The sequence below is a fragment of the Salinicoccus luteus DSM 17002 genome, from assembly GCF_000712035.1.
In the GTDB taxonomy this organism is placed as follows: domain Bacteria; phylum Bacillota; class Bacilli; order Staphylococcales; family Salinicoccaceae; genus Salinicoccus; species Salinicoccus luteus.
In genome coordinates this window covers 214868-237492 of record NZ_JONV01000008.1, presented here as the reverse complement: position 1 = coordinate 237492, position 22625 = coordinate 214868, and the positions used below count along the sequence as shown (strand labels likewise).

At 55.1% G+C, this 22625-nt stretch carries 21 protein-coding genes; 4 read left to right on the top strand and 17 right to left on the bottom strand.

The window, feature by feature from the left end; genetic code table 11:
* Positions 1–7 precede the first annotated feature (7 nt).
* From BO53_RS0105975 to BO53_RS0105960, 4 genes are all read right to left on the bottom strand, one after another.
* Complete coding sequence (locus BO53_RS0105975; RefSeq protein ID WP_031546548.1) at positions 8–925, bottom strand: ABC transporter substrate-binding protein; 918 nt, start codon at positions 923–925, stop codon at positions 8–10.
* 111 nt (positions 926–1036) lie between these two features.
* Positions 1037–1438, bottom strand: a complete 402-nt coding sequence (locus tag BO53_RS0105970; RefSeq protein WP_031546547.1) for a PH domain-containing protein — start codon at positions 1436–1438, stop codon at positions 1037–1039.
* A gap of 13 nt (positions 1439–1451) precedes the next feature.
* Positions 1452–2015: a VanZ family protein gene (locus tag BO53_RS0105965; RefSeq protein ID WP_031546546.1), complete on the bottom strand. Its 564-nt coding sequence runs from the start codon at positions 2013–2015 to the stop codon at positions 1452–1454.
* Between the two features lie 18 nt (positions 2016–2033).
* The gene (locus BO53_RS0105960) at positions 2034–3779 is read right to left on the bottom strand and encodes an ABC transporter ATP-binding protein (protein ID WP_031546545.1); all 1746 of its coding nucleotides are present in this window, start codon (positions 3777–3779) and stop codon (positions 2034–2036) included.
* Between the two features lie 93 nt (positions 3780–3872).
* Between BO53_RS0105960 and BO53_RS0105955 the strand changes: the two genes are divergently transcribed.
* Both BO53_RS0105955 and BO53_RS0105950 read left to right on the top strand, forming a co-directional pair.
* The gene (locus BO53_RS0105955) at positions 3873–4769 is read left to right on the top strand and encodes an ABC transporter ATP-binding protein (RefSeq protein ID WP_031546543.1); all 897 of its coding nucleotides are present in this window, start codon (positions 3873–3875) and stop codon (positions 4767–4769) included.
* Entirely contained in the window at positions 4766–6010 is a 1245-nt protein-coding gene (locus tag BO53_RS0105950) for an ABC transporter permease (RefSeq protein WP_031546541.1), read from the top strand. The genes BO53_RS0105955 and BO53_RS0105950 overlap by 4 nt, the downstream gene beginning before the upstream one ends.
* Before the next feature lie 55 nt (positions 6011–6065).
* Here BO53_RS0105950 and msrA read toward each other — a convergent pair whose 3' ends face one another.
* The 11 genes from msrA to pxpB form a co-directional block, all read right to left on the bottom strand.
* Complete coding sequence (gene msrA / locus BO53_RS0105945) at positions 6066–6740, bottom strand: peptide-methionine (S)-S-oxide reductase MsrA (protein ID WP_051683035.1); 675 nt, start codon at positions 6738–6740, stop codon at positions 6066–6068.
* A gap of 17 nt (positions 6741–6757) precedes the next feature.
* A complete protein-coding gene (nagB, locus tag BO53_RS0105940; RefSeq protein ID WP_031546538.1) occupies positions 6758–7474 on the bottom strand; it encodes a glucosamine-6-phosphate deaminase in 717 nt (238 codons plus the stop codon).
* 28 nt (positions 7475–7502) lie between these two features.
* The gene (locus BO53_RS0105935; protein WP_031546536.1) at positions 7503–8099 is read right to left on the bottom strand and encodes a pyroglutamyl-peptidase I; all 597 of its coding nucleotides are present in this window, start codon (positions 8097–8099) and stop codon (positions 7503–7505) included.
* Between the two features lie 84 nt (positions 8100–8183).
* Positions 8184–9752, bottom strand: a complete 1569-nt coding sequence (locus tag BO53_RS0105930) for a glutathione ABC transporter substrate-binding protein (protein WP_031546533.1) — start codon at positions 9750–9752, stop codon at positions 8184–8186.
* 115 nt (positions 9753–9867) lie between these two features.
* Entirely contained in the window at positions 9868–10638 is a 771-nt protein-coding gene (locus BO53_RS0105925; protein ID WP_031546532.1) for a putative hydro-lyase, read from the bottom strand.
* Positions 10639–10650: 12 nt separating this feature from the next.
* On the bottom strand, positions 10651–11862 hold the full coding sequence (locus tag BO53_RS0105920; protein WP_031546529.1) for an NRAMP family divalent metal transporter: 1212 nt from the start codon (positions 11860–11862) through the stop codon (positions 10651–10653).
* A 15-nt stretch (positions 11863–11877) separates the two neighbouring features.
* Positions 11878–12636 carry a LamB/YcsF family protein gene (locus BO53_RS0105915; RefSeq protein ID WP_031546528.1) on the bottom strand — a complete coding sequence of 253 codons (759 nt, stop codon included), beginning with the start codon at positions 12634–12636 and terminating at the stop codon, positions 11878–11880.
* 2 nt (positions 12637–12638) lie between these two features.
* Positions 12639–14039 (bottom strand): acetyl-CoA carboxylase biotin carboxylase subunit, encoded by a 1401-nt coding sequence (gene accC, locus BO53_RS0105910; RefSeq protein WP_051683034.1) that lies wholly within the window; start codon positions 14037–14039, stop codon positions 12639–12641.
* A complete protein-coding gene (locus tag BO53_RS0105905) occupies positions 13999–14430 on the bottom strand; it encodes an acetyl-CoA carboxylase biotin carboxyl carrier protein (protein ID WP_245608202.1) in 432 nt (143 codons plus the stop codon). The genes accC and BO53_RS0105905 overlap by 41 nt, the downstream gene beginning before the upstream one ends.
* A complete protein-coding gene (locus tag BO53_RS0105900; RefSeq protein ID WP_037341827.1) occupies positions 14427–15413 on the bottom strand; it encodes a 5-oxoprolinase subunit C family protein in 987 nt (328 codons plus the stop codon). The genes BO53_RS0105905 and BO53_RS0105900 overlap by 4 nt, the downstream gene beginning before the upstream one ends.
* Positions 15413–16132, bottom strand: a complete 720-nt coding sequence (gene pxpB, locus BO53_RS0105895; protein ID WP_031546517.1) for a 5-oxoprolinase subunit PxpB — start codon at positions 16130–16132, stop codon at positions 15413–15415. The genes BO53_RS0105900 and pxpB overlap by 1 nt, the downstream gene beginning before the upstream one ends.
* An 89-nt stretch (positions 16133–16221) precedes the next feature.
* On the opposite strand from pxpB, the gene BO53_RS0105890 reads away from it, so the two are divergent.
* A complete protein-coding gene (locus tag BO53_RS0105890; RefSeq protein WP_031546514.1) occupies positions 16222–17487 on the top strand; it encodes a Zn-dependent hydrolase in 1266 nt (421 codons plus the stop codon).
* Between the two features lie 49 nt (positions 17488–17536).
* Here the strand turns inward: BO53_RS0105890 and BO53_RS0105885 are convergent, their stop codons facing one another.
* Entirely contained in the window at positions 17537–19210 is a 1674-nt protein-coding gene (locus BO53_RS0105885) for a M20/M25/M40 family metallo-hydrolase (RefSeq protein ID WP_031546511.1), read from the bottom strand.
* Between the two features lie 170 nt (positions 19211–19380).
* Here BO53_RS0105885 and BO53_RS0105880 point away from each other — a divergent pair, with 170 nt between their 5' ends.
* Entirely contained in the window at positions 19381–21636 is a 2256-nt protein-coding gene (locus tag BO53_RS0105880; RefSeq protein WP_031546509.1) for an ATP-binding cassette domain-containing protein, read from the top strand.
* Between the two features lie 62 nt (positions 21637–21698).
* Here the strand turns inward: BO53_RS0105880 and BO53_RS0105875 are convergent, their stop codons facing one another.
* Positions 21699–22568, bottom strand: a complete 870-nt coding sequence (locus BO53_RS0105875; RefSeq protein WP_031546507.1) for a DMT family transporter — start codon at positions 22566–22568, stop codon at positions 21699–21701.
* Positions 22569–22625 lie beyond the last annotated feature (57 nt).

Here is a 22625-nt window from a genome sequence, read left to right as displayed (position 1 = left end):
CTCCCCCTTACGGTTTGATGCGCTCTATGATATCCTCCGTCTGCATTTCAATTGAAATCAGATCGTTCAGGCGGTAATCGTCATAATCCTGCATGATGACATGCGCTTCATCAATGCCCATCGCGCGGGCAATCTCCCTGTCCATTCCACTGTCCGGCTCCCTAGTGCTGACGAATACGTAATCGGCCTCGTAATCCTCAAGCTCCCCGAGCGAGACTTCGACGGGCCCTTCCTGCAGCTCTTCTTCAAGCGGATCGTCCATCTGGAAGCCAAGGACATCATATACCGCTTCCGTGCCGAATGCCGAGTGCCTGCCATATATGTAATATGAGTCCGGCCCTTCCACCAGCACCAGCGCCTTCTTGTCCATCGTCAGACTGCCGACTTCACGCTGCAGCCGGGTCGTCTCCTCCAGCCATTCATCCCCGAGCGCCTCCGCTTCCTCCTGTCTGTTGAGTATGACACCAAGGTTGTACAGGTGGGCCAGGTAAAGCCTGTCCCTGAAGGGGCTGAATGCAGAGGTGCTGTAGTTGATCTGCACAGTCGGTGCAATGTCCTGGTATTCGAACAGATATTCATCCGGCGTAAACGTGATGATCAGGTCCGGATCCAGTGTCTTCAGCGCCTCAATGTCCCCATGCTCGAGATATGCCACATCCTCCCCGAGGGCCTCCTCGGCCAGACGCGTGCCGCGGACGACATCGGTCACACCGGCAACATTGCCACCGAGTAGGCTGGCATTGCCGGCATCAATCGCCCGGAGCAGCACCACGCGCTCGGGTTCGGCTGGTATTTCAATCTCCTCCGTATGCTCCGTCATGACCTGCCGCACTGAGCCGTCCTCGGAAACACCGGTTTCCCTGAAGCTGCTGCATGCCGACAGGATGCCAAGGAGCAGCACCATCAATACAAGTCTTGTTTTCATCGATTCATCCTCTTCCTCTGATTCCTCCCCATTATACACGAATGGATTTTCCAAAGAAAATGAACCGGAACGCAAAAAAATCAGGCATACACCTGATTCTTCGCTTTCACATTAGACGACCTGCTGGTCATGGTTGATCGACGCCTCGGAATCCAGCTGCAGCCGGCGGGCTCTATGTTTATAGAGGAAATTCAGGAACTTGTCCAATTTCCCGTCCGAGACGCTCTTCATGCTAATGACGATTTCCTTGCCGATCCATATATGGATGATGTTCCCCACCATCAGCAGGTTTTCAGTGCTTATCCCTGTAATCTCCTTGTATTCCACCTGGTGGTGTTCCACTTCATCCGCTTTTCTTATATTGACGAACAACCTGTGTGTGGTTGGAATGATTGCACCATAGAAGGAATGTTCCCCGTCCTTCTCATATTCAACGGTACCGACCAGTTCCGGTCCGATGACTTCATCCTTATACAGCTCCACATCTTCCAGACTCTTCAATTTTCTATGCATGTACCATCCCCCCTTAATCCTTATTATTTCCCTTACCCGCTCCAAAGAAATAATAAACAATTCCCAATTTTGAGAATATCAGACCAAGGATCATGCCGATGATGCCGCCCATCGTGTTCAGAATGACGTCATCCACATTGGATATTCTGCCGATCGGCAGCATATACTGCAGGAATTCTATGAAAATGGAGAACAGACAGGCAATCACCGTCGTCAGGAATTCACTCTTCGTAAAAATATACAGGAACATGCCGAGCGGGACGAAAAGGAGGATGTTCATTCCTATGGAATTGATGATTGCATAGTCCGTCGCATACTCGAACGTATCGATGATGCTGTAGAACGGGACGAACTGGGTCACCTTCTCGGGATTCGAACTCGGCAGCAGTGTGAGCAGCAGAATTCCGATGACGGTCATCATCAGCCCCAAATAGAGGATGAAGTCCATCCGCCGCTTCATGCTGTCGAGTCTGTAGCCCGACTTTCTGTGGATGATGAGGGCCATCGCAATGACCAGTATAAAGAGCAGTATGAACACCGGGATGACCGGCTGAAACGCTTCGTATAATTGACGCATAATAAATTCCTCTTCACTTTATCCAAATTGTTGTTCCGTAAATATCCGGTACATCGCATGCTCCGCCATCAGTTCCTGGTGTGTGCCTTCACCGGTGATGTGGCCGTTGTCCAGAAAGAAGATGCGGTCCGAATTGACGACGGTCGACAGCCTGTGGGCGATGACGAGCACCGTCCGGCCCTCCATCAGGTCATCCAGTGCCTCCTGCACAAAGCGTTCGGATCTTGAATCGAGGCTTGCCGTCGCCTCATCAAGCATCAGCAGCTTCGGGTTCTTCAGGAAGGCGCGCGCAATGCCGATGCGCTGCCGCTGGCCGCCGGACAGCTTGATGCCGCGCTCCCCGACCTCCGTATCGAGCCCATCTTCAAGGGCGCCGATGAATTCATGCGAATAGGAGCGTCTGACTGCCAGCTCGACGTCCGCCTCCGTATATTCATCGGGTGCCAGGCCATAGGTGATGTTGTCACGGATCGTTCCGGAAATGATGGCACTCTCCTGGGCCACATAGCCGATGTGCCGCCGCAGCAGGGAAAGCGGGATATCCCGTATGTCGATGCCATCCACCATAATCCGGCCGGCATCAATATCATAATACCGCTCGATCAATGCGAATATGGTCGACTTTCCGCTGCCGCTCGGACCGACGAACGCCACTTTTTCATTATTCCGCGCTGTGAAATCGACATGATGCAGGACCCTGTTTTCAGCATCATAGCCGAATGACACGTCCTCGAACTCAAGTGTGTTGAAGTCGAGTCGCTGATCGAAGGCCGGATTCCCGCCCTGCTCCTCCTCTTTGCCGAGGATCATGATGAGGCGTTCCGTGGCGCCGAGCGCCTTGTTGTATTCCGTAAAGAACATGGCGAACATCGTCATCGGCATGATGATCTGGAACAGGTAGAGCAGAAAGGCCACCATCGTGCCGATCGTAAGCGTCCCCTCCGAAACCCTGAGTCCGCCGTACGCGATGATCAGTATGATGACAAACATCATGATGGTGCTCATGATCGGTGACAGGAAGGCGTTGATCGCCGCCTCCTTCATTCCATATCCGTAGAGGGTGCGTATCCCCTGCCTGCCCTTCTGCCGTTCGAACGCCTCCCCATTGAAGGACTTCACGAGACGCATCTCACTGAGCGTCTCTTGGATGATGCCCGTAAATGCTGCGGTCTCATCCTGCAGCACCCTTGAAATCCGGCTCATCCGCCTGCCGAGCGGGAGGATGATGACAATTGAGACCGGCACAGCAATAAACATGATCAGCGACATGCGCCAGTCGAGGATGAACAGTATCACCACTGCACCGATGACGGAGATGATGCCGCTGATCAGCTGTGGGAAGTGGCGGGTGATCAGGTCCTTTATGATGGCTGTGTCATTGACCACCCGGCTGACCGATTCGCCGCTTTTCGTCTGGTCGAAGTATCCGATCGGCAGCTTCAGGAACTTGTCCCACACATTCTCCCTCAGCTTCAGTATGATCGTCTGCCCGATCTTTGCCAGAATATAGTAGGCCACACCGTCCAGGGCGGCGCTGAGTACGAACACCATTATAATCAGGGCAATGAGCCCTGTCGAGAACATTTCCGTGTCGTATCCATCTATGAAACTCTGCGTCAAAAGCGGTACGATCAGCGAACCGACGGTCCCCACCAGGGTCAGTATAATCCCTGCCACAAACAATCCGCGATTCAGTTCGGTCCGCTTCAGGAGACCCATGAAATCATTGAACGAAGCTTTTTCGTCCATATTGCCTTTATCCATCAAATCGCACTCCCATTTTCTTTACAGTATATAATATCGCACGATAATGCTCTATGGTAAAATAAAATCATAATGACGAAGGGGGACACACCTATGACACTGGAACTGAACGGCCTGTCCAAAAGCTTCAACGGACAGGTTGCCGTAGACGACATCAATCTTAAAGTTCCTGCAGGCAGCATGTACGGATTCCTTGGAGGCAACGGGGCCGGAAAGACGACGACATTCCGGATGATTCTCGGCCTGCTTCAGCCTTCAGCAGGCAGCATTACCTACAACGACAAGAAAATCAACTATGACGTCACGAATGAAATCGGATACCTCCCCGAAGAACGGGGATTGCATCCGAAACTGAAGGTCGATGAGCAGATCCGCTATCTCGGACAGCTGAAGGGCATGTCGAAGCGTGACATCGATACGAAGCTCACCGAGTGGCTCGAGCGGTTTGAAGTGCCGGAAAACCGGAGCAAACGCATAGAAAAACTATCAAAGGGGAACCAGCAGAAGATCCAGCTGATCGCCTCGATCATCCACGACCCGAAATTGATCATACTCGATGAACCATTCAGCGGTCTCGACCCGGTCAATGTGGAAATCCTCAAGACCGCAGTCAAGGAGCTGAACCGGCGGGGGGCGACCATCATCTTCAGTACGCACCGCATGGAGCATGTCGAGGAGCTGTGCGAATCACTGTGCATCCTGAACAAGGGGAAACAGGTGGTCAGCGGCAATATCGACCAGATCAAAAGCGACTTCGGACAAAAAGAGATCATCATCGAAGGCGACCATGACGTCGAATTCCTGCGGAACATGCCCGGCGTCCTCGACATGAAGCAGATACGCAGGAAAAGCATCCTCAAGATCGAGGATGAAAAATATGCAGAGCCGATCTTCAATGAAATCGTCAAGCTCGGCTATTTCAAAAGGTTCCAGGTCAATGAGCCATCCATCAATGACATATTCATTTCGAAGGTGGGACATGAACTATGAGTAAATTTCTAGCCACTTTTTCACAGACCTACCTGTCCAAAGTACGCGCCAAATCATTCATGATCAGCACCGCAATCATCGTCCTGCTGATTTTCGTCGGGGCGAACTTCGACAAGATCATCAATATTTTCGATTCGTCTGAAGAGATCACCACACTCAAGGTCGAAAGTGACGATGCGTTCTATGCCCAGTTCGAGGCGGTGATGGAACCGATTGAAACGGATTTCGACGTCGCACAAAACGACGGGGAGATCGGTGATGCTGAAGCGCTGCTCCGGGTGGACGGGACAGAACCGCTCGCCGTCACGCTCGAAGCCGACCAGGAAATTCCCGGCGACCAGATGACCGACATCGAAATGGCACTCGGCCAGGTGCAGAGGATGATGACCATCCAGTCACTGAATCTGACGCAGGCGGAGGCGGAACGTCTGAATGCATCACCGGACATCACCTATGATATCGCCGGACAGGACGCGGAAGACGGAGAAGCTTCCGAAGAGGCCTCCGAAGCCGGCGGTGAAATGCCGGACATCAATCCACTGAATACGGTCATATTCTATGTAACGGTCATCGTCATGTTCTTCATCATCATCAACTATGCGAGCCAGATCGGTACCGAAGTGGCCATGGAGAAGACGTCAAGGGTCATCGAGATGATCGTCTCGAGCGTGGCCCCGGTCACCCACCTGCTGGCCAAGATCAGCGCGATGATTTCAGTCAGCCTGACACAGCTCGCCATTTTCATCGCTGCGATCCTCATTGCGATACAGCTCTTCGATTTCAGTGAAATCATCAGCGATTTCGGCCTTGAGGCAAATGACCAGACACTCACCATGATCATCTACTCGGTCATCTTCCTGATTCTCGGCCTCATCCTCTACCTGTCGATTGCCGCGATGCTCGGTTCATTCATCAGCCGGATGGAGGATCTGCAGCAGGCACTGCTGCCGGTGACCATGTTCTCTCTCATCGGGTTCTACATTGCCATCTTCAACATCTGGGGCAGTGCGGACAGTCTCCTGGTCAGAATATCCAGCTACTTCCCGCTCTTCACCCCATTCGTCATGCCGCTCCGTTCGATGCATGAGGAAACGGGACAGGCGCCGCTCCTGATCGGAGTCGCCATACTCATCGTATCGATCATACTGGCCATACTGCTTGCAGCAAGCATCTACCGCAACAGTGTGCTGTCGACATCGAACGGCATCTTCAAGAACCTGAAGCGGATACGGAAGGAATAATCGCAGTCACATACCAAAAAGGCATGTCCCCTCCTATAGGTGGACATGCCTTTTTTTACCATTTCATATGCTTGAGCTTCCCCTTTAGCCGGTCTCTTGCCTCCGGCGGAACCGGCCACTCTGAAATTTCCTCCAGCAGCGCATCCCGGCTTCCGTGCCCTTTCACAAAACCATTCAGGCGTGCAGCGAAGGTGGAGCCGGTCAGGAGTGACGCATCAGGCGCCAGGTCCCAAAGCTGTTCGAGCGCTTTCGGGTAGCGCTTCAGATAGTATTTCTGATGGCGTTCCTCCGCCAGGGTGAACCCATCGAACGGCGCGATCTCCGTTTCGATGGAGAAGCCGAGTTCCTCCTCCATCTCTCCTTTGACCCGCTCCACTGCAGCTTCCTGCGTTTCGTTATGGAAATGCAGCAGCGAAATGTATTGGCGCCCCCTGTATGCGTCCCTGTTGGGATAATGGTTGCGCCAGAAGTGGCGGAGGATCTCCCCGTAGGAAATGACGGCAGGATCGAAATCCACTTCGATCGTCTCCGTATGATCCCCCATCTGCCTGTAGGTCGGGGCTTCCGTCGTGCCGCCCGCGTAGCCCGTCCGTGTCCGGATGACGCCGGGCAGTGCTCCGAACCGTGCATCGGGCCCCCAGAAGCACCCCATGCCGAAGGTGGCCGTCTCCAGTTCCGCTGCGTCAAGGCCGGCTTCAACGGCCGGCAGCTGCAGATGCTCTCCAGTCATATGCCAGACCTCCCCTATTACAATGCTTCGTCATCCGCAATGACGGTCACGTCATGATGCCGTTGCAGGATGGTTGCCGGAAGCTCCTCGGACACTTCACAGTCGATCATGCACGCCAGCGCCTCTTCCTTTTCATCCCCGGAGACGAGGAGCACTATGGACTTGGCCTCCATGATGGTATCAAGTCCCATCGTAATCGCCTGCCTCGGCACCTCCTCTACCGTATCGAAGAAGCGTGCATTATCACTCACCGTCGTTTCCGTGAGGTCGACGACATGCGTCCGAGAATCAAACGGCGTGCCCGGTTCGTTGAAGGCAATGTGGCCGTTCCTGCCGATGCCGAGCACCTGGAGGTCGACCCCGCCAAGCTCTTCGATCACCTGCTCATACCGCTCGACTTCCGCATCCAGATCCGGCGCATCCCCATGGGGGATGAAAGTATGCTCTTTCGGGATGGACACCCGGTCGAAAAATATCTTGTTCATATACTGGTGGTAGCTCTGTGGGTGGTCATCACCAAGCCCCACATACTCATCGAGGTTGACAGTATAGACATGGGAAAGATCGACCTTGTTCTTGTTCAGCATGTCCACGAGGTAATCATACATCTTCTCCGGTGTCGATCCTGTAGCAAGCCCGAGCACCACACGCTCTGACTCCACGATTTTGTTGAAGACGGTGCGCGCCGCCCGCATGCTCATTTCATCATAATTTTCTACATGTACTATTTTCATGGCTTGTCTCCTTGTTTAAACGATGTGATTATATGTTGCCCAATATGATGCCTACTGCTTTATTTATATCATCCTGGGACCAGCTTGAAACATTGAGTTCCGTCCCGATCTCGTGATGGGCCGGAACGTGGATGAATCCGGCAGGGATGGACTGCCCCTTCTGCCTGGTATGATTCAGCGTCGTATACATCAGGTTGTTGCAGAGGTATGTGCCTGCAGAATTCGAAATCCTGGCAGGGATGTGGTTGGCCTTCAGCGCCTTCTCGAGGCGCTTGACCGGCAGCGTGGAAAACAGGCCATCCGGCCCCGCTTCGTCTATCTTCTCCCCGTCGGGGGTGAAGCCTTCATTGTCCGTCCTGCCGTCCACACAGTTGATGGCGATGCGTTCGATGTCGACCGTATGCCTGCCGCCCGCAAGGCCCAGGTTGACTACGACATCCGGTTCGAATACATCGAGGTCGCGTGTGATGAGGTCGTTGATCTTATCGAATGCGACCGGGTAGACCCGTCCGACGACCCGGTAGTCGCCGATGGTCTCTCCGTCGAATACTTTTACAGCCGTTGCGGTCGGATTCTCCTTGAACTGCAGAAAGGGCTCGAATCCTGTCAGTAGCAGCGTCTTCATGCAATCATCCTTTCATGAACCATATGTCTTTCCACTATACCAGATTATAATAAAAGCTCCCATCTAAACGATGGGAGCAAAATATTATTCCAATTCTTTCAGATACGGGAAGCTGCTCGGGTACTGGAAGTAGCCGTCCAGTTCATCATTGATGCCTGCGAGCAGCACCGAATGGTAGATCGGTACGAGCGGTGCCTCGTCTATGATGATCTGCTGCGCTTCAGCATACTGCTGCATGCGTGCCGCTTCGTCCGTCTCTGTCCGCGCCTCATCCAGAAGAGTGTCAACCTCTTCATTTGAGTATCTTGTACGGTTGCCCGGTGCCCCATGGTTGTCGGAGTGAAACATCGGATAGAGTCCATAGTCCGCATCAAGCGTCACCGTGCCCCAGCTGCCCATGAACATGTCATGCTGCCCATTGGCTGTATATTCCTGATAGGCGCCGGATTCCATCTGACGGATTTCAAGCGTGATGCCGAGGTCGGAGAGTTCCTGCTGGATGAACGTTGCGATATCGGCAGTCGTCCGGTCACGCACGATGATTTCTGCTGTAAATCCATCGCTGTAGCCGTTCTCATCGAGCAGCGCCTGTGCGGCTTCCTTATCGTACTCGATCGGATCGAGGTCATCACTGTAGCCATTTACAGTCGGGTTCAGAGGCGTCTCTGCTACAGCTGGTATGCCTTCCAGCATCTCATTGATGATGGCCTCCTTGTCGATCGACATCGCAATCGCCTGTCTTACAGCCGGGTCGTCGAATGGTTCTTTTTCAAGATTGAAGCCGAGATACGACATGCTTGCACTCTCATGCTGCTCAACCCGCGTACCATCGGCACCGTCGATCTGTGCCACGTCACTCGGATTCACCGGATAGATGAGATCCGCGTCGCCTGTCGAGAGTTCCGCAATACGCGTACCGTCTTCAGGCACCGCCTTGAAGGTCACGGAAGACGGATTTGCCGGTTCGCCCCAGTAGTCCTCGTTGCGGCTCAATGTGATGTGGTCGCCCTCTACGATCTCCTCGAACTTGAAGAAGCCCGTTCCTACCGGATTGGCATTGACTTCAGTCAGCGGATCTCCACCTGATTCCATGCCTTCATAGTCGCTGTCGATGACTTCCTTACTGATCATATGGCCACCCGGATGAGCCAGGTGCGCAGGCAGTGCTGCAAACGGCCCTGCCGTATGTATATTCACAGTGTAGTCATCCACCACTTCCACTTCTTCGATTTCGGTGAACAGGAATTCAAGCGGTGCCCCAACTTCCGGATCACGCACACGATCCAGATTCGCTTTGACCACTTCAGCATTGAACGGGCTGCCGTCATGGAATGTCACATCTTCACGCAGTTTGAATTCCCACGTTGTATCATCCAGCTGCTCGTATGACTCCGCGAGTCCCGGCTCGAGTTCCAGATCCTGGTTCAGTTTGACGAGCGTTTCGTATATGTTGATCATGACATACAGCGAATATCCATCATTCGCCGCATGGGGATCCAGTGAATTCGGCAGTGCCTGCAGGCTGAAGGCGATATCCTCACCTGAGGATTCAGACGCTCCCGTTTCTTCCGTGTCCTCTTCGACATTGCTGTCGTCGGTACATCCCGCCAATGCCAGGACGCATATGAATAAAAACAAATATAATTTCTTCATCTTTCACCCTCCCTTTATTTACTTATTATACCTACATTCAATGTAGGAAATAAAGGGCAAATAAAGCGGAATTCCCGCCCATTCGGCTGAAATTCCGCTAAAAGTGTAAAACATCCTACTTTTTCCTGTAATCTTCATTCTTGATGTCTGTCACGAACATGTGCCCTGGATTGTGGGTGATCATGATGGAGGGCCTGGCATTGAGTGCCGCATTCTGCGGCGTGACACCGCATGCCCAGAACACAGGCTCTTCATCAGAATCGATATCGATCGGCTCACCGTATTCCGGTGCATTGATGTCACGGATGCCGATTTCAGACGGCTCCCCGTGATGCACCGGGCGGCCGTGCATGTCCGGAAACTGTGCAGTCACATCGGATGCCTTTTCAACAAGCTCCCTTTTGAACGGCCGCATGGATACGACGAGTTCCCCACTGAAGATGCCGGCGGGTTCTGTCGGGATGTTCGTCCTGTACATGGCGACGTTCTTCTGCTCCTTGATGTGCTTCACTTCAAGTCCCGCTTCAAGCAGCGCCTGTTCAAATGTGAAGCTGCAGCCGATGAGGAAGGTCACGAAGTCATCCTGCCAGTACTCTGTGATGTCTGTAACCGTCTCCTTGAGCTTCCCGTCCCTGTATATGTTGTACTTCGGCACATCGGTACGGATGTCGGAGCCTTCGGCATAGCTGCTTTCCACTTTGCCATCCTCCATCACCTCGATGACGGGGACGGCCTTCCTGTTCCGCATCGCATAGAGCAGAAAATCGAATGCATAGGATTTAGGCAGAATGACGATGTTGGCCTGCACATTGTCCCCGGCGGCCCCGGATGTCGTCCTGTCGAATGTTCCATTCCTTATCTTTTCACGCAGTGCTTTTGCTTCCATGAACATTCCTCCTTACTGGGTCCAGAGGTCCTGCAGACCCTGCAGCGACATGAATCCGGCAATCAGTGTGATGATGACGGCGACGATGCCGAAGATGATCATCCACATCGGGTGCTTGTAGTCGCCGACGATCTTCCTGTTCCTCGAGGCGATGAGCACCGCGCCCAGCGTCAGCGGCAGGATGAGTCCGTTGAAGGCCCCTGCAAGAATCAGCAGCACGACCGGACGGCCGACGAATGTAAAGATGATGGTCGAAATGACGATGAATGAGATGATGACGATATTGTTGTAGTCATCGAATACACGGTGCAGCGACCTCAGGAATGAGGCGCTCGTGTAGGCGGATCCGATGACCGATGACAGTGCGGCTGCAACGAGTACGACACCGAATATCTGCATGCCGATGTCACCGAGCGCAATCTGGAAGACGGACGCCGGCGGATTCTCTGGGTTGAGTGCAACCCCTCCGGAGACGACGCCGAGCACAGCCAGGAAGAGCAGCGTACGCATGACCCCTGTCGTGAGTATCCCGAGGTTCGCTGCTGTACTGACGAATCCGAGGTTTTCCTTGCCGGTCACGCCAGCCTCGATCAGACGGTGGGCGCCGGCGAAGGTGATATAACCACCGACCGTCCCGCCGACGAGCGTCACCACCGGCAGGAAGAGCGTCATCGGCTCCTCCGGCATGACTGCCCGGTAGGCCGCTTCCCCATAAGGGGGATTGGACCGGATCATGACGAATGCCGTGATGGCGATCATGAGCACACCGAGGATCTGGATGATGACATCCATCACCGCACGGCCATTCTTGAGAAGGAAGACGATGATTGCGATGATGCCGGCCAGCGCTGCACCAATCCTGGGATCCCAGCCGAAGATGGCATTGAACCCGAGGCCGGCACCGGCGACGTTGCCGATGTTGAAGGCGAATCCGCCGAGCACGATCAGGAAGGCGATCAGATAGCCGAGTCCCGGGAACACCTGGTTCGCGACATCCTGTCCCCTTTTGCCGGAGATGCTCAGTATGCGCCAGATATTCAGCTGGGCACCGATGTCGATGATGATGGAGGCAAGGATTGCGAAGGCAAAGCTTGCCAGAAACTGTTCTGTAAATACGCTGGTCTGCGTCAGAAATGCAGGCCCGATGGATGATGTCGCCATCAGGAATATCGCGCCGAACAGGAGACGCCGCTGCACGCCGGTCATTTTCGGTTTTTTATCCATATCCTCAAGTCCCCTCTACATTGTTTGTATGGTGATATCTTCTTTCCCGAGCGCACTTCTGATTTCCCTGACGAATTCCAGGGCTTTCGGTCCATCCCCATGGACGCATATGCTGTCGGCTTGGATATCGATGTCACGGCCGTTGATGCTCTCGACTTTGCCCTCCTTGACCATGCGGACGACACGGTCGACAGCCTGCTTTGTATCGGTGATCATTGCGCCCTCCTTCTTCCGGCTGACGAGCGTGCCGTCATCCTCGTAGGCACGGTCGGCGAACACCTCGTGGCGCACTTCGAGGCCTGCCGCTTCCCCGGCACGCACCAGGTTCTGATTGGACAGCCCCATCAGCTTGAGTTCCGGATTGTAGTCCTTGACTGCTTCAGCAATCGTTTGGGCCAGTTCCGCGTCTTTGAATGTGGCATTATACAGTGCACCGTGTGGTTTGACGTGGTTCATCCGCACACCCTCGACACGGCAGAACCCGTCGAGTGCACCGAGTTGATAGAACATCATGCTTCTGACCTCCGCCATCGACATATCCATATACCGTCTGCCGAATCCCATGAGGTCCGGGAATCCCGGATGGGCGCCGACACCAGTCGACCCGCTCTCCCTGATCATACGGATGGTTTCAAGCATGACCGAGGGGTCGGCCGCGTGGAATCCGCAGGCGACGTTCGCCGAAGAGATCAGCGGGATGATCTCTTCGTCATTGCCGATTGTATAGTTGCCGTAGCTCTCCCCAAGATCTGCATTCAAATCTACTGTGTACATGGTCATTCCCCTTCCTGTCCGATAATGTGATTGCGTGGAAGAAACTTGATGTCCACATCGTTCTTCCTGTAGTTCGGGTGGTTCATCAGGTAATGCTGGAAATCGAGATTCGTATGGATCGGTCCGATGACCGTCTCATCCAGCACATGGGTCATCCTCCGTATCGCCGCCTCCCTCGATACCGCATGGACGATGATTTTGCCGATCATGGAATCATAATGCGGCGGAATCATGTAGCCCGGATAGACGTGGGAATCGATCCGCACGCCCTGGCCCATGCCGAAATGAAGCGTCTCGATTGTGCCCGGGGCGGGCATGAAGTGCTCTGCGGGATTTTCCGCATTGATTCGGCACTCGATCGCAAAGCCGTTGATCGAGATGTCGTCCTGCGTGAGTTCAAGCGGCTTCCCCTGCGCCACCTCGAGCTGCAGGCGGACGATGTCCACGCCGGTGATCTCTTCGGATACCGTGTGCTCCACCTGGATCCGCGTGTTCATTTCGATGAAATAGAAGGCATCCTCCTCTTCGACGTAGAGATACTCGACCGTTCCGGCACCCCTGTAGTTGAGTTTGGCAACGGCTTCAGCCGTCCGTTCCGTAATATCCCTTCTCGATCCGTCATCCAGAATGGCGGCCGGAGCCTCCTCCACCAGCTTCTGGTTGTTCCGCTGGATCGAGCAGTCACGCTCATAGAGATGGACGGCATGCCCCTGCCCGTCCCCGACCACCTGCACTTCGATATGGCGGGCCTTCTCGATGAATTTTTCGATGTAGATCCGGTCGTCGCCGAAGGCATTCTTTGCTTCTTTCTTCGCTTCCTTGTACATCTTTTCAAGCTGCGCCGGCTCATGGACGAAGCGCATGCCCTTGCCGCCGCCGCCCGAGACCGCCTTGATGACGATTGGATAGCCGACCGTTTCCGCAACGGATTCGACTTCATCGAAGCTGTCGATGACCCCGTCGCTTCCGGGGATGACCGGTACGCCGGCATCCTTCATCGTCTGGCGTGCCTCCGCCTTGTCCCCCATCCGGGAGATCGTCTCCGCGGTGGGTCCGATGAAAGTGACGCCGATCTCCTCCAGACGTCCAGCAAACGTTGCCGATTCCGAGAGGAAGCCGTACCCCGGATGGACGGCATCGGCACCACTCACTTCGATGGCCGCAACGATCCGCTCGATATCCAGATAGCTCTCGGTGCTTTTGGCCGGGCCGATGCATATCGCTTCATCCGCAAGCGCCACATGCAGGCTGTCCCGGTCTGCAGTGGAATGGATGGCGACACTCGGGATGCCCATCTCCTTGAGTGACCGAATGACTCTGACTGCAATTTCTCCACGGTTTGCTACGAGAACCTTTTCCACGCTAGTCCTCCTTCGGCCGCAGAATGAAGAGCGGCTGGTCATATTCGACGCTCTCTCCATTTCCGGCAAGAATTTCTTCCACCGTGCCCGCTACATCCGCTTTGACATCATTGAACACCTTCATGGCTTCGATGACCCCGAGTGTGTCCCCTTCCGAAACTTCATCCCCGACGGATACGAACGTCTCGTCACTGTTCTCTTCCTTCTCGATGAAGAACGTGCCGACCTGTTTGGCACGGATTGTATGTCCCGACGCTTCTTCACCGCCAGCCTCCGGCTTTGGTGCAGCCTGTTGTCCGGCAGCAGGCGCATCGGCCACATTCGCCTCCAGATGGATTTTGAAATCCCCATCCTTGATCGTCAGCACCTTCAGGTTCTCTTCCTTCAGCAGCTTTGCATATGCTTTCACTTCTTCTATATCCAACCCGATCACCTCTCCATTATTCTTTTTAGCTTGCCTGCAGTCGGTCTGACGTGAGACCTGAAGTCATTGTTGACCTCAAGATAGCCGCCGTCCCTTATCTTTTTCATTTCTTCACGGTAGAGTGCCGTCGCCTCCTCTACCGATATCTCTTCAAACCTGACGGTATCCCCCGGATGCTTCTGGACCAGTTTCGGGATGTCGACACGCGCCACCGTGCCGATGCGGGCGTATCCCCCTGCCGTCTGCCTGTCGTTCAGGAGCACGATCGGCTTGCCGCCTTTCGGTACCTGAATGCTGCCGAGCTGGGTCGGCTCGGACAGGACATCATGTCCACCTTCAGCAACGAGCTCCGGTCCGTCGAGCCGGTAGCCCATCCGGTCGCAGTCCTTCGTCAAAGTATACCCTTCACCAAACAGCTTCTCCCGCATCTCTTCATTGAAGCGGTCATACTGCTGTCCGGGAATGACACGGACCGCTTCCTCCTCTTCGATTGCGCTGATTCTATAGGGGCGCGGCGCCGATGCCGCATCCCCGATGCCGATTACATCACCCACCTCGAGCGTACGGCCACGATAGCCGCCGATGCCGCTTCTGACATGCGTCGAAGCACTGTCGAGCACCAATTCCACCTTGATCCCCCCTGAGACCGCCAGGTATGTCCGCGAGCCGTTTTCAGCAGCACCGAACTCGATCAGGCTGCCCTTGAACACGGGAATCGGCACCCCGATGGAGAAGGGCGTCCCGTCAATCGAAAGTGCCATATCAGCACCCGCAGCCGCAATGACCGTATCCTGCATCACTTCGAACGAAGCGCCCCGGAAAGTCATTTCGAGGCCGGGCGCATTCCCATCATTGCCGAGCAGCTGGTTGGCCAGCATGAAGGCACGGTAGTCCATCGCACCAGCCGGTGAAAATCCTTCCGCCTGGTGGCCGTACCGTCCAAGGTCCTGGACCGTCGTGTAGAGTCCCGGATTTTTCACTTTAAGCACCATCATTGGCCCCCTTTCATTTCATATTTGATTTCGTAGTCGCCGGCGGCAATGTCATCTTCAATGCGCCTGTATTCCGCTTCATCGATCGGACGGTAGATGATGCGGTCACCCGCCGCGTAGAGGATCGTCTCCTCACGCCCCGGATCGAACAGGGGCACCGGTGTGCGTCCCAAAAGATGCCATCCGCCCGGGGATTCGAACGGATACATGCCCGTCTGCCTGCCCCCGATGCCGACCGAACCGGCTGGTATGCGAACCCTTGGTGTCTCCAGCCGCGCCTTATGTAATTTCTCATCCAGACCACCGAGATACGGAAAGCCCGGCATGAAACCGAGCATGTAGACGAGATATTCCCTGTTTGCATGCAGATCGATGACTTCCTGTTCCGACAGGCCATTCTCTCCGAAATTGCCGAGGTCCGGCCCGTACTCCCCCCCGTAGCATACCGGAATCTCGATGACCCTGTATTTGATCTCCTCTTCGAGCAGTGCCGCCTCATCGATGCCTTCAAGCGCTTCCTTCAACGCCCCGGCATCGGTCTTGAAAATGTCGAAATAGATGATGAGGCTCGTGTATGACAGGACGATCTCATCGATGCCCTCAATTTCCATTCCCTCAATATGATGGCGCAGCGCCACAAGCTTCCGGTTGATCTGTTCGTCGATCTCCTCACCCATCTGGATGGTCAGTGCATTTTCGGCAAACTGTCTGATCTCCATTTTTTCACCCCTCAACTGAATATTCCCACTTTTATTATAAAGGTTCATGTATTATTATCAAATACAAATAGAAAAAAGGAGAATGAGCGATGACAAATGACTTCCTCGGCAAGATGGCGGCTGAAACACTTGATAGTGCATCAAGCAGACGGCTCCATGCACGCATACTGGAGATTTCTGAAATCGGACGCACGGAGAATCAGGGTTCGAAAAGAATGGGATACTCGGAAGACGAACTGGCGGCAAAGGACAGGGTGGCAGACTGGATGGAGGAGATCGGCATGAGTGTACGCACCGACGGTGCCGGCAATGTGTTCGGAAGATATGAGGGCCAGGATGACTCCAGGGTCTTCATGGCCGGCTCCCATATCGATTCCGTGCCCGACGGCGGCCACTTCGACGGTGCTGCAGGCGTCATCACGGCACTTGAAATCGCAACACTGTGGCATGAAGCAGGCTACACGCCGAAGTATTCCTATGAAGTCGTCATCTTCTCGGACGAGGAAGGCAGCCGCTTCGGCAGCGGACTGACCGGCAGCCGTGCATTCATGGGAATGCTCACCGGAGAGGAGATCAACAAGTACCGCGACCCTGACGGTCAGACGATCGATGATGTCCTCGGAAACATCGGCTCCGACAGGAAGGCGTTCCTCGCGGCCGAAGGGCTGGACTACAATATCGAAATCTATGCCGAGGTGCACATCGAACAGGCAAAGCAGCTCGAGCAGAAGGATCTGCCCATCGGCATCGTAAGCGGCATTGCCGGCGCCACACGGACGAACATCACCTTCCGCGGCGAAGCGGGACATGCCGGCAGCACCCCGATGACTGAGCGCCGGGACGCCCTCGTCAAGGCATCCGAGTTCATCAGCACCCTGCCGGAGGTCGCCAAGGGCATCAGCCAGGAAGCCGTCGCCACCGTCGGCAAGATGGATGTGAAACCCGGCGGCGTCAATGTCATCCCGGGTGAGGTGAACCTCGTCGTCGATGCACGGGACATCGATACAGACAACCAGGCCAGGCTGATCGAAGCCGTGGCAGAGCATGCAGAAGAAACCGTTAAGGACAGTCCAATAGGCGTTGAGGTCGACCTCACGACACGTGTCCTGCCGATTCCGATCAATCCGGAAGTCATCTCGAAGATGGAGGCATCATTCAAAAGGCAAGATCTGCTTCCGGTCCACCTGCCGAGCGGTGCGGGGCACGATGCCATGAGCATCGGGACCAAGTTCCCGATCACCATGCTGTTCGTACGCAGCATCAAGGGCATCAGCCACAATCCGGAGGAGTTCACCCATATCGAAGACCTGAGCCGGAGCGTCCAGGTACTGAAGGACTTCTTTGAGAACTACTAGAAGACGACAAAGACCGCATGCATTGGCATGCGGTCTTTACTATTGCCATCTATTCGGATTCGAGCACGCGCCGCAGGACACGATTGGTCAGGTTCGGCACCACTTCGAGCGAGTAGGTCATCTCCATCCGCTCAAGCCGCTTGTGTCCATCTTCGCCATATGGTCCGATGTTGATTACGGGGATATTCAGATCGGCTACATCCTGGTAGTCGACGAACAGTTTCCTGCCCCATGAAGGAGTGTTGGCGACCATATCATCGATTTCCGACATGTCGTCGCTCATCGCCACAAAACTCATGTCGGATATGTGTGGGAAGAAATTCCTCGCCACGATCGGATGGTCATACTCCGGCTGCACCGCTTCAATCGCACCATCCAGTGCATCAAGCAGCCGGCGCTCGTTCTCCCGCTCCCCCGTCAGTGCGACCCGCGGGGAGTAGAGGGACGAGTAGAAGACGATGATCGCCGGGCGCTTGTCCGGCATGAACTTCCATGCCTCCTCGACGACGCGGGCCGCAAGCATGCGTGAATCGAGGCTTTCATCCTCCTCAAGCGCGGCCTTGAAATCCTTCATATGCTGCACATATTTTTCACCATGTGCCTCCCTGAGCAACGTGTCCATTTCATCATACGTATAGACCCTCGGCTCCCAGCTGATCTCCCGCCCCGGACGGCCGCTCGCCTCTTCGTATTTCCGGTAGCGGGTCCGGAAGGTTTCAAGCGTATTCCGGAAGGCCGTCTCCGCCTGTGCCTTCAGCAGCCCGAGCACCTTCTCCGGCGACCAGGAATGGACGAAGAAGTTGTAGTACACATAGGATGCCAGCGCCGTCTGAACGGTGTAGGACGGTTTCAGGTCGGTCTGCTTGAGTGACACCGGCGGCAGGGTCGCCTCCCCGAACGCCACATCGCACAGGTCCGGGTTGTAGCTGATCTGCCGTGTCAGTTCTGCTGCGATGAAGTTCGGGTCGAGCCCGTCGAATGCCGAGCCGACATGTGTCTCCTCCCCGGTGATGAAGAAGGATGGGAGCAGTTTGCCGACCGTCCCCTTGTATATGTAGCGGTTCCCGTCCCCCTCGTGGGCCGGTGCGACGAAATCGCTGTTGATGGCGGCGACGTACTCGAAGCCCTCCTCCGCCTCCCAGCGCTTCAATGTCTTCAGGGCCGAGAGGATGCCGTGCGATCCATCCTCCTCGTCACATTCGGCGATGAAGACGATGTTGCCGTCGAGCTGTTCCGGATGCGATGCATAGTGGGTGAGCAGGTAGAGGTTGCTTGCCACCCCGCTCTTCATATCCAGTACACCCCGGCCAAAGAGCCAGTCCCCGGATTCCAGCTGATTCCGTACATCCTCATGCACTGATTCGCCCTCAAGATGCGCCATCCATTCATCGGGGCGGAATGCCAACTCCTGCTGCGCGCCGAAGTCCGCCACACCGACCGTATCCATGTGCCCCATCAGCACGACCGTACGGCGGCTTTCCCCTTTCGTACCCCTGACATGCGCCATGACATTGTACCGCTTCCGCTCATCATTGACCGTCGGTTCCATGACGAGCTGCGACGGGTGCGCCTCAAAATACGGATGGGCTAGAAGCATCCCGTGAATGGATGCAGCAACCACCCGCTCTCCGTCCGTATTGACCTCACTCCGTATGCCGACGAGCCGCTTCGTGATTGCCAGCAGCTCCTCCCGGCAGTCCAGCCTCTCATTACCTTCTTCCATGAATATGCCTCCTTCTATGTATCGGTCCGTCTTTCATTTCCATGAATCAATTATATCAATCCCCCTCCGCCGCTGCACCAGTGAAATACTTCCCCGATTCCCAATCCCAGCCCGCTTCCATGTGATTTCCACCCTCCATTCGGGTAGACTGGAGGATAGAGGTGAAACGCATGTCAATGATACGAATAAAAGGCGCCAATCAGAACAACCTGAAAAATGTGAGCGTCGACATACCAAAGCATCAATTAACCGTATTTACAGGACGGTCGGGTTCGGGCAAGTCATCCCTTGTGTTCAATACGCTTGCCGCGGAATCGGAACGTCTGCTCAATGAAACATACTCAAGCTACATCCAAAACCAGATGACCCACTATGAGAAGCCCGATGTGGATCAGATAGAGAATCTGCCCGTCGCCATGATCATCAACCAGAAGCGGCTCGGCGGCAACTCGCGGTCCACGGTCGGGACGATTTCCGACATATACTCTTCGGTACGCCTCCTGTGGTCCCGCATCGGTGAGCCGTTCGTCGGCTACTCGAATGTATTCTCCTTCAATAATCCGGGCGGCATGTGTGAACAGTGCCAGGGGCTCGGCTATGTGGAGGACATCGACCTTGAGGAACTGCTCGACTTCGACCGGTCCCTCAACGAGGATGCGATCAAGTTCCCTTCCTTCAGGCCGGACAGCTGGCGCGGGAAACGCTATCTGTATACGGGGCTCTTCGATAATGACAAGAAGCTCAGGGACTACACCAAAGAGGAGATGGACACCTTCCTCTACACGAAGCCGACGAAGCTGAAGGATCCGCCAGACAACTGGCCGCGGACGGCGAAGTTCGAAGGTCTCATCCACCGCTTCAGGCGTTCATTCCTTTTGAACGACAACTTCGAGAAGAAGCGTTTCCTGGCCGATGTGGAGCGTGTCGTCACGAGCCGCAAATGCCCGGAATGCGAAGGGAAGCGGCTCAACAGGAAGGTGCTCTCATGCAAGATCGACGGCCTCGACATTGCAGACTTCACGGCCCTGTCCATCGAGGAGGCGATTCCGTTCCTGAAGAAGCTGGATGATCCGAAGTCGGAATACATCATCCGTCCGCTGCTTGCACAGATGGAATCCCTCGCCTATGTCGGACTCAACTACCTGACATTGGACCGCGAGACACCGTCGCTCTCGGGCGGGGAATCACAGCGCATCAAGCTGATCCGACACCTGAACAGTCCACTGTCGGATCTTGTCTACATCATCGACGAACCGAGTGTCGGGCTGCACCCGGAGGATATCGAGAAGATCAACACCATCATGCGCTCGATACGCGATAAGGGCAACACCGTCCTCGTCGTCGAACACGATCCGGATGTCGTCCGGATAGCCGACCATGTCATCGATATCGGACCCGGTGCGGGCCAGCATGGCGGCGAAATCATATTCACCGGCTCATACGAGGAACTGATGGCTTCAAGCACACCGACCGCGACCGCCCTCGGCAGGACGCATGGACTGAAGGCACGTCCCAGGGAACCGGAAGGCTTCATCAGCCTCGAACACATCACGAAGAACAACCTCAAAGATGTCTCGGTCGACATCCCGAAAAATGTGATGTCGGTCATCACCGGTGTCGCAGGCTCAGGCAAGAGTACACTCATCAAGGCCGGCTTCAAAAAGGATCCGGACGCGATCTTCATCGATCAGAAGCCGGTGCACGCTTCCAACCGGTCCAACCTCCTGACCTATATGGACCTCTTCGACGACATCCGGGCATTCTTCAGCCAGCAGACGGGGCTCAGGAAGGGCATGTTCAGCTACAACTCAGAAGGTGCCTGTCCGGAATGCGGCGGCAAGGGGATACTCAAGACCGAGCTTGCCTTCATGCCGGACTTCTCACAAGTATGTGAAGTTTGCCAGGGCACCCGCTACCGCCCGGAAGTCCTCGAGGCGAAAGTCGATGGCTACTCCATCGCAGACATCCTCGCCCTGACCGTCGAGGAGGCGCTGGAGATATTCACGACGAATACCCGCGTCATCAGTCGCCTGAGGAACATCCACGATACCGGCCTGCACTACATGACGCTCGGCCAGTCCCTCGATACGCTCTCGGGCGGGGAAATCCAGCGTGTGAAACTGAGCCGCCACCTCGACAGTGACGCCAGCGGAAAGGTCTTCGTCTTCGACGAACCGACGACCGGCCTCCATGAGGATGATATCCCGACCCTGCTCGACTGCTTCAGCCAGCTCATCGAACAGGGCAACACCGTCATCCTGATCGAGCACAACCTGACCATGATGACCCATGCCGACTGGATCATCGATGTCGGGCCTGGCGCCGGCATGCGCGGCGGGAACATCCTCTACAGTGGAGCACCTGAAGGTCTTCTTGATGTAGAAGGATCGGTCACCGCCAAGCATATCAGACGGTATATAGAATAGGAATGACCCGAAACCAAAAAAAGCATCCGACATACCCGTCGGATGCTTTTTCACGTATTCATCTATCCTGCCTGTTTGACACTGAGCACGGTGATCGTCACAAGGATGATCGCCATGCCGAGGATCTGTATGATCGTGAGCTGATCGCCGAGCAGCAGCACACCAAAGAGCGACGCCGTCACCGGCTCCACCATGGCGACCATCGAAGCCGTCGTCGGCGCCGTCCGCCGGACACCGATGACATAGATGATGAACGATACACCGGCACCCACTGCACCAAGCAGCAGGAACCACCATATGTCCCCGGAGGTCAATACACTCAAAGCCTCACTGATATCTATGAACCATACCAGGATGAGACAGAATGCGAAGAAGGCGATGGCAAGCACCGTCTGCGGGCTGCCGATTGCGGAAGCATTCTTGAAGCCGAATATGAACAGGGCATACGACAGGCCTGCAGCGAGTCCTGCCGCTACACCGAATATGCCGGTCGACACGGATGCCGGATCGTAGACGCCCGTGAGCAGGACGATGCCTATGATGACCGAGGCGACACAGAGCCACTTGAACCATGTCGACTGTTCCATCCTGAAGAGGAAAGAAATCAGCAGGACGAAGATCGGTGCCGTATACATCAGTGTCGCCGCAACAGCCACACTCGACTCCTGGATCGCGAGGAAGTAGAATGTGAAGTTCCCTGCGACGCCGATGCCGCCGACCACCGACCAGAGGTGGAAGCGCGGTGCAGTGATCCAGTTCTGCCTAAAATGGATGACGAACCATACGAAGAAGAATATGAACCCGACCGCCCCGCGGTAGAATGAAATCACAAGGGGGTCCCATCCCTTCTCCATCAATATATCCGCAATCCCCCCGCTGATGCCCCAGAACATGGCCGCCAGCATGACGAGCACGATGCCGGTGTATTTCATAATTGCGTCCTCCTGCCTTCCATTGATCACCAACCTGCAGTGTCAAATAGTCTGTGT